The sequence below is a fragment of the Pandoraea sp. SD6-2 genome (genome assembly GCF_000389825.1).
Classification (GTDB): Bacteria; Pseudomonadota; Gammaproteobacteria; order Burkholderiales; family Burkholderiaceae; genus Pandoraea; species Pandoraea communis.
In genome coordinates this window covers 121739-134678 of the sequence record NZ_KB944425.1, presented here as the reverse complement: position 1 = coordinate 134678, position 12940 = coordinate 121739, and the positions used below count along the sequence as shown (strand labels likewise).

The 12940-nt window shown below is 62.9% G+C and carries 9 protein-coding genes; 3 read left to right on the top strand and 6 right to left on the bottom strand.

Translation table 11 applies throughout. From position 1 onward, the window contains the following. Positions 1–28 precede the first annotated feature (28 nt). Positions 29–841: a MetQ/NlpA family ABC transporter substrate-binding protein gene (locus tag C266_RS04170; RefSeq protein WP_010804448.1), complete on the top strand. Its 813-nt coding sequence runs from the start codon at positions 29–31 to the stop codon at positions 839–841. 422 nt (positions 842–1263) lie between these two features. Then, complete coding sequence (locus C266_RS04165; RefSeq protein WP_036661411.1) at positions 1264–3156, top strand: GGDEF domain-containing protein; 1893 nt, start codon at positions 1264–1266, stop codon at positions 3154–3156. A gap of 279 nt (positions 3157–3435) precedes the next feature. Here the strand turns inward: C266_RS04165 and C266_RS04160 are convergent, their stop codons facing one another. The 3 genes from C266_RS04160 to C266_RS04150 all read right to left on the bottom strand — a co-directional run bounded on the left by C266_RS04160 (position 3436) and on the right by C266_RS04150 (position 8769). Next, complete coding sequence (locus C266_RS04160; RefSeq protein WP_010804446.1) at positions 3436–5052, bottom strand: APC family permease; 1617 nt, start codon at positions 5050–5052, stop codon at positions 3436–3438. A 415-nt stretch (positions 5053–5467) separates the two neighbouring features. Next, positions 5468–6976: an NAD-dependent succinate-semialdehyde dehydrogenase gene (locus tag C266_RS04155; RefSeq protein WP_010804445.1), complete on the bottom strand. Its 1509-nt coding sequence runs from the start codon at positions 6974–6976 to the stop codon at positions 5468–5470. A gap of 242 nt (positions 6977–7218) precedes the next feature. After that, positions 7219–8769 (bottom strand): UbiD family decarboxylase, encoded by a 1551-nt coding sequence (locus C266_RS04150; RefSeq protein ID WP_010804444.1) that lies wholly within the window; start codon positions 8767–8769, stop codon positions 7219–7221. Between the two features lie 569 nt (positions 8770–9338). Here C266_RS04150 and C266_RS04145 point away from each other — a divergent pair. Continuing rightward, positions 9339–10391 carry a lytic transglycosylase domain-containing protein gene (locus C266_RS04145; RefSeq protein ID WP_010804443.1) on the top strand — a complete coding sequence of 351 codons (1053 nt, stop codon included), beginning with the start codon at positions 9339–9341 and terminating at the stop codon, positions 10389–10391. Between the two features lie 210 nt (positions 10392–10601). Here the strand turns inward: C266_RS04145 and C266_RS04140 are convergent, their stop codons facing one another. From C266_RS04140 to ribH, 3 genes are all read right to left on the bottom strand, one after another. Further along, the gene (locus C266_RS04140; RefSeq protein WP_010804442.1) at positions 10602–11807 is read right to left on the bottom strand and encodes a pyridoxal phosphate-dependent aminotransferase; all 1206 of its coding nucleotides are present in this window, start codon (positions 11805–11807) and stop codon (positions 10602–10604) included. Between the two features lie 160 nt (positions 11808–11967). Continuing rightward, positions 11968–12420 (bottom strand): transcription antitermination factor NusB, encoded by a 453-nt coding sequence (gene nusB, locus C266_RS04135; protein WP_010804441.1) that lies wholly within the window; start codon positions 12418–12420, stop codon positions 11968–11970. Next, entirely contained in the window at positions 12420–12935 is a 516-nt protein-coding gene (ribH, locus tag C266_RS04130; protein WP_010804440.1) for a 6,7-dimethyl-8-ribityllumazine synthase, read from the bottom strand. Before ribH ends, nusB begins: the two co-directional genes overlap by 1 nt. Positions 12936–12940 lie beyond the last annotated feature (5 nt).

Genomic DNA, 12940 nt, shown 5'->3' with positions numbered 1-12940 from the left:
GGCACTTCACTTACACGCGAGGTTTTCTATGCAACGTCGTACGATTTTCAAGCTGCTGGCTGGTGTGGGTGCCGCCACGGTTTTCGCCACGCAATTCGCAGCGCCCGCCGCCGCAGCCGACGCCATCAACCTGAAGGTTGGCGTCACGGGCGGTCCGCATGCCCAGATCTTCGATGAAGTGAAGAAAGTGGCAGCGAAGGACGGCCTGAACATCAAGGTCATCGAATTCAGCGATTACGTGCAGCCGAACGCCGCATTGTCGTCGGGCGATCTGGACGTGAACAGCTACCAGCATCAGCCGTACCTCGATGCTCAAGTGAAGGACCGTGGCTACAAGCTCGAGTCGATCGCGAAGACGGTGATCTTCCCGATGGGCATCTACTCGAAGAAGCTCAAGTCGCTGGCCGATCTGAAGTCGGGCGACAAGGTATCGCTGCCGAACGACCCGACCAATGGCGGCCGTGCGCTGCTGTTGCTGCAAAAGCAGGGCCTGCTCAAGCTGCGCGCCGACGCCGGTCTGAAGGCAACGCCGCTGGACGTGGTGGAGAACCCGAAGAAGCTGAAGTTCGTGGAGTTGGACGCCGCACAACTGCCGCGCTCGCTCGATGACGTGGCCGTGGCCGTCATCAACACCAACTTCGCGATGGAAGCCGGTCTGAAACCGAAGCGTGATTCGCTTGCGATCGAAGACGCCAACGGCCCGTACGCCAATGTGCTGGTCATTCGCACGGCCGACAAGAACAAGCCCTGGGTGGCCAAGCTGATCAAGGCTTACCACTCGCCGGAAGTGAAGGCGTTCATCGAGCAGAAGTTCGGCGGCTCGGTCGTCACGGCCTGGTAAGTTTCAGGCGGTCGCTCCAGCCAATGGAGTCGTCCTCAAAAAACGGCAACGCTTTGCGGCGTTGCCGTTTTTTTTCGTCCCCAAGCCAGCGGTGCATCTCGCTGGTGCGAGCATTCTCGTCTGGTGAGATGCCGGAGGACGTGTGGGGGCGAGGAGTGTGGCAATTCCAGCACTGTCACGGTTCTGTCAAATAACGGCGATAGCCTGAGTGTCAACTAAAAGAGGGTGCCTGCGGGCACCGTCACAAGACGCGGATATGGGCCACAGAGCAGCTGCCGCACGCGAAGCACGGGGAACACGGGTGAGACACTTCATCGGAGCGCACTTGCCTTCGGCGCGCCTATTCGCGCCCGACATATGCCCGCACAACGCATTGCGGTTTGCATGATGGCGGCGCACCGCACCGACTTACGGAGTCTCAGTTGAACCCTCCCCCGCCTGTCGCGATACGTCCGTCGGAGCGCTTTGACATCCCCGGCGCTTCACGCGATGCGAAATCCCCGTCTGCCAATTCTTCCGCGCCTTATGCCGAGCCCGACGAGAGCGTATTGCTCGCCGAGCTGTGCGAGGGTATCGGTCTGACCTGCGTGTTTCAGCCGATTCTCGATTTCCGGACTTCGGAAATCGCCGGTTATGAGGGGCTGGTGCGAGGGCCTGCCGGCACGTCGATTCATTCGCCGATGGCGCTGTTTGCCGCCGGGCGCCGTCACGGCCTCATCGGTCCGCTCGAACTGGCCTGCCGCCGTGCGGTGCTGCGGGGGTTCGTCGAGCAGAATCTGCCGGAGCGTCTGTTCCTGAACATCGGTCCTGTCACCCGTGCGCAACCTGGTGGCGGTGTGATCGAATCGCTGGGGCTCGACGAGACGTTTGCCATGCTCCAGTCGTTGCGCCTCGCGCCTGAGCGCGTGGTGCTCGAACTCACGGAGCATGCCCCCACCCTCGATCTTGCGAGCACGCGGGCATCGCTCACGGCCTATCGCGCGCTGGGTTTCGAAGTCGCCCTCGACGACATGGGCGAAGGGTACGCCAGCCTGAGACTGTGGTCCGAGCTGCGGCCCGATTACATCAAGATCGACCGGCATTTCGTGGACGGTATCGACACCGATACCCTCAAGCTCCAGTTCGTGCGCTCGATGCGTCAGATTGCGGAAACCAGCGGCACGCGGGTTATTGCAGAAGGCATCGAGCATGCCGAAGAACTGCAGGTGGTGCGCGATCTCGGCATCTTCCTGGGGCAGGGGTACTTTATTGCACGCCCCGAAGCGCAGCCGCAACGCGCGATCACGGCCAACGTGCAAGACGTTGTGAACGAGCGCCGTGCCTACGTCCATCAGCAGCCGAGTCAACTAGGCTCGGGAAACGTGACGCTTGAGCGCATCGCTGCCCATGTCGAACCTGTTTCGCCCGATACCCGTAGCGAAGACGTGGTGGCGCGCTTCGAGAGCGACCCGGCGTTGGAGGTATTGCCGGTAGTCGAGCGTGATCGCGCGGTGGGATTGATCGGACGGGCCTCGCTCATCGGCCGGTTTGCCCGGCCCTTCACGCGCGAGCTTTATGGTCGCAAGCCGTGCTCGGCCGTCATGGAGCCGCGCCCCCTCACGTTCGACAAGAGTGCGCGCATGGAAGACCTGAGCCGCATGATTGCCGAAGGGGCGAGCCGACAGATTACGGCTGGTTTCATCGTGACGGATCAGGGGCGCTATTTCGGCGTGGCGCAGGGGCATGCCCTCATGCGTCACATTACCGATATGCAGCTCGATGCGGCGCGTTATGCGAACCCGCTCACGCTGTTGCCGGGCAATGTGCCGATCGACGACTACATGGATCGAATGATCGGTGAGCGCCAATCGTTTCACGCCTGCTATGTCGATCTTGACAACTTCAAGCCCTTTAACGACATGTTCGGCTACCGTCGCGGCGACGATCTGATTCAACTCGTCGCGCGCGTGCTCATGGCCGTGCGCAATCCCGAGCGCGACTTCCTCGGGCACATTGGGGGCGACGACTTCCTGATTCTGTTCCGCAGTCCTGACTGGGAGGCGCGTTGCCGCGAAGCGCTCACGCGTTTCGGCGAGGCGGTGACGGAGTATTTCCATCCGGACCAGATTGCGGCCGGCGGGTTCGAGGCGGAGGATCGCCGGGGCATGGTCATCTTCCACCCGATCACGAGCTTGTCGATTGGCGTGGTGGCTGTCACGCCCGAGAGCTTTCCCTCGCATGTGGAGGTTTCGGCAGCGGCGGCCGATGCCAAGAAGATGGCCAAGCGCGCGCTTGGCAACAGCCTGTTCATCGAGCGCCGGCGAGCGCACCGGTGAGCGCAGGACTGAGCCCTGAAAAAAACAAAATGAAAACGAGCCGCCGGACGATCTCGCGATTAGCGCGGCGCGGAGTATGAGTGGAGAGTTGAGAAGCGGGGAAGGTGTCGGTGGAAGTGCTGAGAGCGTGGAGGGGGATGGACCGGGGCCCCTTTCTGCAGCGAGTTGGGTTTATGTCTGAGAGGCGGAAAGGGGCCCCGGTCCATCGGGGGGGAGGTGGTTGAGGGCATCCCTCCCGACGCGAATTCTTCGTTGGAAGATGGTGTGACGCCGGGGCGCTTAATGCGCGAGCGCAGGCATGCCCTCCATGTCGGCTGCATCACGCTCACGTTCCTGGGCGAGGTACGGGGTGCGCCAGCCGGCCTTTACGCCCCAGTGATAGAAGGCGAGCGCCAACGACGCCACGATCAGCATGTCCCAGCCATACGGCAGCAGGCCGATACCGCCGAATTCCTTGCTGCCGGCATACGAGCACAGTGCCATTATCGGCAGGTAACCGATCAGCCACCACGATGCCTTGAGGTCGCGGCGGAAACCCTGCCACTGGTCTTTCGCCTGATAGTAGAAGTAGACCGGCAGCGCCACGACCACCAGCACGATGATCTGGCCGGTAAGCGGCCAGCGCGCCCAGTACAGAATCAGCGACGCGCACACGAAGGCGAACGGTGCAATCAGAGACAGGCCGGGCAGGCGCAACGGGCGATGCATTTCGGGCACCGAGTGACGCAGAGCCATCACGCTGATCGGGCCCGTCAGGTACGAGATCACGGTGGCTACCGAGATCACGGCGGCCAGCGAGTCCCAGCCACGGAAGAAGAACATGAAGACGAACGAGATCGCCAGGTTGAACCACATTGCCTGACGCGGCACGCCGTACAGCGGATGCACGCGGCCGAAGATCTCGGGCAAGGTGCGATTTCGCTCCATGGCGTAGATCATGCGGCTCGTGGTGGCCATATAAGTGGTGCCGGTGCCACTCGGGCTCAGGAACGCGTCGAAGTACAGCACGATCGCGAGCCAGTTCAGGCCGAGCGCAATCGCTAGTTCGGCGAACGGCGAGCTGAAGCTCACCATTTGCCAGCCCCCCGTCAGTTGCTCGGGCGAGAGCGCACCGACGAAGGCCACTTCCAGCAGCAAATAGATGACGGTCGCGAGCAGAATCGAGCCGACCACCGCAAACGGGATGCTGCGGCCCGGATCGCGCGCTTCGCCCGCGAGGTTCACCGGACTCTGAAAGCCGTTGAACGCAAATACGATGCCCGACGTGGCGACCGCCGTCAGCACGGCCGACATACCGTTCGGCGCGAAACCGCCGTGCTCTGCCAGAGTGAAGTTGCCCGGATGGAAGCCCGCCATCGTCAGACCCGCAATCGTCAGGGCCGGAATCGCGAACTTGAACAGTGTGATCGCCGTATTGGCGCGCGCAAAGAGCTTCACGCCCCAATAGTTCAGCATGAAGTAGACGATGACGAGCAGTGCGGAGAGGGCAAGGCCGCCAGCGGTGAGCGTGCCGTCCACGAACAGGTTATGTGCCCAGTCGTACGGCCACGTGCTCATGTACTGAATCGATGCTTCGGCCTCGATCGGAATCACCGACACGATGGCGATCCAGTTGGCCCAGGCGGCGATGAAGCCGACCAGACTGCCGTGCGAATAGCGGGAATAGCGCACCATGCCGCCCGACTCGGGGAACATCGCACCCAGTTCGGCGTAGGTGAGCGCAATGGCCAGAATGACCACAGCGCCGATAATCCAGGCGAAAAGGGCGGCAGGGCCGGCGATCTTGGCAGCCTTCCAGGCACCAAACAGCCAGCCGGAGCCGATGATCGAGCCAAGACCGGTCAACATCAGGGCGAACGGCCCGATGTTGCGCATGAGGGATTGATTGTTATCCATTCGATGTCTTCTCCACGCCCGGGGGAGCAGGCACCTGACCCGGTGAGGGCGGGGCGGCACGCTGCGCGAGGGGCGGACAAACTGCCGGCCAGGCCGGTCGCAGTCACAAGGGGAATGACGGCGGGGGGGACGGCGCTGACGGACGCGACTTCTGTTGATCGGCTTCGCGAATATCGACCGTTCCCGTGTCGTGGCGCACGGGGAAGCGTGCACTGCCAGAATTGGGGTCGGGGTCGCCGTTCGCGAAAAAAAGCGCGATTCTACCCGAGGCGACCCGCATCTGTGGGACTTTGTAACACATTCCCAATGGCATCCGGTTCGGCGACGTTAAGGCAAAATGCGTGCAAGCCAGTCGGGGCGCGGATCTCGGAGTGGGAATGTGCCTATTACAAATTGTTAAAGGGTCAGATAAAAATCACATCCCGGCAAGACAGAGATACTTCATTTCAAGGTACTCGTCGATGCCGTATTTAGACCCTTCCCGACCCAGACCCGACTGCTTGACCCCGCCGAAGGGAGCCACCTCGTTCGAGATCAGGCCGGTGTTGATGCCGACCATGCCGGCTTCGATGCCTTCGGCAACGCGCCAGACACGTCCGACGTCACGGGCGAAGAAATATGAGGCGAGGCCGAAGTCGGTGGCGTTGGCCAGACGAATGCCGTCTGCTTCGTCCTTGAAGCGGAAGACCGGTGCCAAGGGGCCAAACGTTTCCTCCTGCGCGACGAGCATGTCGGCGCTGGCATCGGCGACGACGGTCGGCTCGAAGAAGCGGCCATGCAGCACCTTGCCGCCGACCGTGACACGGCCGCCCTTGGCGAGGGCGTCTTCGACGTGGCGCTCGACCTTCGCGACAGCGGCGTCCTCGATGAGCGGGCCGATCGCGACGCCCGGCTCGAAGCCGTTGCCCACGCGCAGCTTGCTCACGGCGGCGGTGAGTTTCTCGACGAACGTGTCGTAGATGCCGTCTTGCGCGTAGATGCGGTTCGCGCAGACGCACGTCTGCCCGGCATTGCGGAATTTGGACGCGATGCAGCCTTCAACGGCGGCGTCCACGTCGGCATCGTCGAAGACGAGGAATGGCGCGAGGCCGCCCAGTTCGAGTGCCACTTTCTTGATCGTCGGCGCGCATTGCTCCATGAGTTTCGCGCCGACCGGTGTCGATCCGGTGAAGGACAGGTGACGCACGCGCGGGCTCGACGTGAGCACGTTACCCACGTCCGACGAGTTTTTCGACGTCACGACATTGAAGACGCCCTTGGGTAACCCGGCGCGGTGAGCGAGTTCGGCGAGCGCCAGGGCCGAGAGTGGGGTGAGGCGAGCGGGTTTGACCACGATCGTGCAGCCTGCCGCAATTGCCGGGGCGATCTTGCGGGTGATCATCGCGATGGGGAAGTTCCAGGGCGTGATCGACGCGCATACCCCGATGGGCTGCTTGAGCACCAGCAGGCGCTTGCCGTTTTCCGGGGAGCTGAGCACGTCGCCGTCGATGCGTTTGGCCTCTTCGGCGAACCACTCGATGAACGATGCCCCGTAGGCGACTTCCCCTTTGGCTTCGGCCAGGGGCTTGCCTTGCTCGGCGGTCATGATGGCGCCGAGGTCGTCCTGTGCCTGCATGATGAGGTCGAACCAGTGACGCATGATGCGGGCGCGCTCTTTGCCGGTCTTGCGGCGCCACTCGGGCAGCGCGATTTCGGCGGCAATCAGGGCGCGCTCGGTTTCTTTGGCGCCCAGATCGGCGACATGGGCGATCTGCGCGCCGGTGGCCGGGTCGTTGACGACGAACGTCGCGTGGGAATCGGCGGGCGTCCAGTCGCCGTCAATATAGGCGTCGGACTTGAGCAGGTCCGGATCTTTCAGACGGGCCAGTGCCGGATGGACGCTGGCCGTTGTGCGCGAATGCGCGGATTGGCGGGGGGATGACACGATCAGCTCTCCTCTCGATGACCGGGCGGCGCGGTCGGCGGGGGCTGCGCGCCGCTCGGGGGCGGAAACGGATACGGCTTGTCGGTGTGTCGTGCGTCGGGTGTCAGCTTACTCCAATGCCGTGCGCCGTTTGTGACGCGTGCGCATCGGATGGAGGGATGCGGTGTCGAACGGCGCTGCGCGCGCGATACCGGCAGCCCGGTGGCCGCCGGCGTCTCGCGATTCGGCTGGCGTGGCCGGTTTTACAAGCCGAGATCCTTATACAGAACCGCCATGCGAGCCTCGACGTCGGCGCTCATTTCGATGGGGCGCCCCCACTCGCGCGAAGTCTCCCCGGCCCACTTGTTGGTCGCGTCGATGCCCATCTTGGAGCCCAGTCCCGCTTTGGGCGAGGCGAAGTCAAGATAGTCGATGGGGGTCTGGTCGACGAGCGTGGTGTCGCGGATCGGATCGACGCGCGTGGTGATCGCCCAGATGACTTCCTTCCAGTCGCGGATATCGACGTCCTCGTCCACCACGACGATGAACTTCGTATACATGAACTGGCGCAGAAAACTCCACACGCCGAACATCACGCGCTTGGCATGCCCCGGATAGGCCTTCTTCATCTGCACGATGGCCATCCGATAGCTGCAACCTTCCGGCGGCAGATAGAAATCGGTGATCTCGGGGAATTGCTTCTGCAGCAGCGGGACGAACACTTCGTTGAGCGCCACGCCGAGCACGGCCGGCTCATCGGGCGGTTTGCCCGTGTACGTCGAGTGGTAGACGGTGTTGCGGCGCAGGGTGATGCGCTCGATCGTGAACACCGGGAACCACTCCTGCTCGTTGTAGTAGCCGGTGTGGTCGCCGTAAGGGCCTTCCAGCGCGTGATCGTAACCTGCCGTCGCACCGCGCGACGGCGGCGGCGGGGCGCCATCGGGGATGGCCCGCGCTTGCCCGGACGGATAAATGAAGCCCTCGAGCACGATCTCGGCGCGTGCAGGAACACGCAACGATTCCAGTCCCGGCGTCACGCATTTGGCCAACTCGGTGCGACTGCCGCGCAGCAAACCGGCAAACTGATACTCGGACAACGTATCGGGTACGGGCGTCACGGCGCCAAGCATGGTGGCCGGATCGGCGCCGAGCGCGACAGCAATCGGGAACGGCTTGCCGGGGTTCGCCAGCGCGAACTCGCGGAAATCGAGCGCGCCGCCCCGGTGGGCGAGCCAGCGCATGATGACCTGATTGCGGCTGATGACCTGCTGGCGGTAGATGCCCAGGTTCTGACGTTTGCGATGGGGGCCCTTGGTAATCACGAGGCCCCATGTGATGAGCGGGGCGGCGTCGCCGGGCCAGCAAGTCTGAATCGGCAGGCGCGCGAGGTCGACGTCATCGCCTTCCCAGACGATCTCCTGACACACCGGGCTGCTGACTTCCTTGGGCGCCATGTCCCAAACCGCCTTGGCCATGCCGAGCAGTTTGCCCGCATCCTTGAGTCCGCGAGGGGGTTCGGGTTCCTTGAGTGCCGAGAGAAGGCGGCCGATGTCGCGCAGCGAACCCAAGGCGTTTTCGCCATTGTCGATGCCCATGCCGAGCGCCACTCGTTCAGGGGTGCCAAATAAGTTGGCAAGCACCGGCATGGCGTAGCCTGTCGGCCGCTCAAACCACAGCGCAGGACCTGCCGCCTTGAGTACACGGTCGGCGAGTGCCGTCATCTCCAGCACCGGCGAAACCGGCACGTCTACGCGACGAAGCTGGCCGGATCGCTCCAGTTGCGCGGTGAAGTCACGAAGATCGAGATATTTCATGAAACAAACCGTTACCAAAAATTTTTACGAATTTCCTACGCCCGGTGTAAACGGTCGTTTGAATTCGAAGAATGTCGGGGTGGCACCCTTGTAAACGCGGGGTGAGGCAGGGCATTTTACCGGTCAAGGCTCCCGAACGTCACGGCAAAACAGCTGTTACAAATTACTTTTAGTAATGATTTTTGATAATAATAGTATTGACGGTTTATATGTGGCTGCTACAATCCGCCCGTTGAATCCAGAAAGGCGGCTTCGAAGACGGGTAGGCCAACCCGCTCGAGCTTAGCGACAACTACAACATCGACGTGGATTTTCAGTGGCTGGTTTTCTCACCGAGGTCGGGAAACCAGTGTTTTAGGAAGCAGCGCGAGCGATAGCTCGTCAGCGCCGGGGACCTGAACAGGTCGGCGCGCTGCGGCGGTAGCGGCATCGTCAATGACAACCGCGATGCACCGCCTCGTTCCATATGCCGTAGATGAGCAATTAACGGGATGCCTGGCGGGCATGCTGGCTCGTTTCCTTACGCCCCGGGGCCACCCCGTGGTGACGGCGTAACCGGAGTACGTAGTATGAAGAAGTCTGGTTTATCACCCTGGCTACTGGCCGCTGTCCGTGCGTTTGGCGCACGCGGTGCGGCAACGGTAGCCGCGGCTCGCCGCGATTGGCGTCGTCTTGCCTGGCACGGCGGTCGTGTTGGACTGTATACGTCTAGCGCGGTTGGTCTGGTTGCCGTGGTCGGCACGCTGGCGTTGTGGGCCCAACCGACGTGGCGCGCCGATCTGGCGTCGCGCGTGGGTCCGCTGCTCGAGGCGGCCACCGGTACGGCCAATGCGGCCAGCCAGGGCACCAACGGCAGCATCGTCGTTCAGGGTTCCCCGTCCGACTCGTCGTTGATGGCGCAAGCGGCACAACACGTGCCGTCGGCCGCCGTTCTCGCCGCTTATATTCCGAACCAGCGTGTGGCCGCCGATGCGCGTGCCCCCAAGGCGCTGGACACGCGTGAGCAGATCGCCGTGGCCGACTATCTGGCACGACGCTATCGCGTGGCAGGTGACGTGACGGGCAATCTCGTGCGCGCAGCCTATTCGACGGGCAAGGAAGTCGGCCTCGATCCGCTGCTGCTGCTTGCGGTGATGGCAATCGAATCGGGCTTCAACCCGTATGCCGAGAGCACCGTCGGCGCACAGGGCCTCATGCAGGTCATGTCGAAGGTGCATCAGGACAAGCTCGAATACTTCGGCGGTCCCGAGGCAGCACTGCATCCGCTCGCGAATATCAAGGTGGGTGCGTTGATCCTGAAGGAATGCATTGCGCGCGGCGGTTCGCTTGCCGGTGGTTTGCGCCTCTACGTTGGTTCGACCAGCGCAGGTGACGGCGGTTATGGCGCCAAGGTGCTTGCCGAGCGCGATCGTCTGCGTGGTGTGACCATGGGCCACAAGGTCTCGCCGAATGCGCCGCAAGCGCCGGTGATCGTCAGTTCGGCTTCGGCCAAGCCGGCCGTGAAGCCGGTCTCGGCGGGCAAGTCGGACGAATCGGCACCTACGCCGGCCGCGTCGACATCGACGGGCAAGGCCGCTGCGGCGGCCAAGCCGCTCGAAGCGGACGACAGCACCGCTGCCTGATCGGATCGGCCTGATCGACCTCTCGGATGACCTCGGATGATGCGCCATGGCCGGCGTATCGCCGTCCGGGAAAGTCACCTTCGGCAAGTGCGATGCCTATCTATATAGAGAGGCGATGCGCAGCAAACAAAAAACCCATCGAATCGCTTCGATGGGTTTTTTGTTTCCCTGAGGGCGGGGCGCCGTAACGACGGGCATCTGCGCGCATCATCAACCTGCGGTAAAGACCTTTCCGATCCGGTCCATGGCCTCGTGCAACTGCTCGAGCGACGTGGCATACGACAAACGGATGTATCGGTGTGGTTCGGCGAAACCGAAGTCCAGTCCTGGCACGAGCACGACGTCTGCCTGCTGAAGCAGCGACTGCGTGAGGCGATCGCTGTCGGCGGCGTGCGGATGCGATACGCCGGTGCAGTCTGCGTAGACGTAAAACGCACCGTCAGGCATTACGGGCACCTTGAAGCCAAGGCGTTCGAGCGCCGGCACGATGTAATCGCGGCGTTCGCGGAACGCTTCCTTGCGGGATTCGTAAATCGCCAGGGTTTCCGGAAGGAAGCAGGCCGTCGCGGCATGTTGCGCCACGGCAGACGGGCAGATGAACAGATTCTGCGCGAGCTTTTCGAACGTCGGCACCATCGACGTCGGCACGACCAGCCAGCCGAGGCGCCATCCCGTCATGTTGAAGTACTTCGAGAAGCTGCTCACGACCAGGACATCGTCGCCGAAGGACAGCGCGGTGGTCGGCTTGCCATCGTAGGTGAGGCCCTGATAGATCTCGTCGACCAGCGTGAAGCCGCCGCGCGCGCGTACCGTCTTCACGATGCGGGACAACGCTTCCGTCTCGATGGATGTGCCTGTCGGGTTCGACGGTGAGGCAAGCAGCACCCCCTTCGTTGCCGGCCCCCAATGCGATTCAATGTGCTCGGCCGTGAGCTGGAAGCGGTCTTCCGGGCCCGAGGGGATCAAGACCGGTTTGCCGTCGAACGTCGACACGAAATGGCGATTGCACGGATAGCAGGGGTCCGGCATCAGGACTTCATCGTCCACACCAACGAGCGCTGCGCAGGCCAGCACCAGAGCAGCCGAGGCACCGGCTGTCACGACAATGCGCGACGGATCGACGTCAACACCGTAGTAACTACGGTAATACGCGGCGATGGCTTCGCGCAGGGCGGGAATGCCCATGGCGCCCGTGTACTGTGTCCGTCCATCGCGCATGGCCTTCGCCGCCGCCTCGATCACTGCGTCGGGTGCCGTGAAATCCGGTTCGCCGATGCCCATGTGAATCACACGATGTCCCGCCTTTTCCCGCAGTGCGGCTTGCTTGGCTAGCTCCATCACGTGGAACGGGGCGATGTTGTCGACACGTTGCGCGAGTTTGAACGAGGCTGGGGAGAGGTCGAGCGTGCGGTCCATGATGTCGGGGGGGGGCAGGAGCGAGTGGGTAAGGGCAGGCGAGGCTGAAGGGGGCTGGCGGGAAAGGCCGGGTGGGGCACCTCGGGGCAGGCGCCCCACCGTCTGGCTCATCCGGCGGCAGGCCGCTTCGGGCCTCTGGCCCGAAATGCCTTGCCGGGCGTCAGGCGCTTTTACCGCGACCGCCGTTGCGATTGGCGGCAACTTCATCCGGACGCACTTCTGCCGAGAACTTGTCGAGGACACCGTTCACGTAGCGGAAGCCTTCGACACCGCCGAAGGTCTTGGCCAGCTCGACGGCCTCGTTGATGACCACGCGGTACGGAATGTCCAGGTGGTGAATCAGTTCGTAGGCACCAATGACGAGCACGGCATGTTCGACCGGCGACAATTCGGCGGCCGGGCGGTCCAGGTACGGCTGGAGTTGCTGCGACAAGGCGTCCGCTTCCCGGATGCTGCCGTGCAGCAGCGCATCCAGGTGAGTACGGTCAGCCTTGTCGTAGCCGGGGGTGGTGCGCAGATGCGCATCGATCTCACCCGCGTGGTCGCGCGAGAGCAGCCATTGATACAACCCTTGCAGCGCAAATTCGCGCGCGCGGCGGCGAGCACTCTTCATTACCGGTCTTCCTCTTCTTCGTCTTCGTCTTCATCCGATCCGTCGTCGCCACTGAGCATGTCGATAGCTTCGAGCAGATTGGCCATTTCCACCGCCACGCGGGCCGCATCGCGGCCCTTTTCGGCGGCACGCACTTCGGCCTGTTCGTCATTTTCGGTCGTGAGCACCGCGTTGGCGATGGGGATACCGAAATCGAGACCGATGCGCGTAATACCGGCACCGCTTTCGTTCGAGACAAGCTCAAAGTGATACGTCTCGCCGCGGATCACCGCGCCGAGCGCGATGAGTGCGTCGAACTGGCCGCTCTCGGCCATCTTCTGCAATGCCAGTGGAATTTCCAGTGCGCCGGGCACCGTCACGAGCAGCACGTCTTCGCCGTCAACGCCGAGGCGATCGAGTTCAGCCACAGCGGCAGTGCGCAGTGCCGTGCAAACGGCGTCGTTGAATCGTGCTTGCACGATGCCCACGCGCAGGCCTTCACCGTCGAGTTCCGGCTGGTATTGTCCGATGTCCATAATGG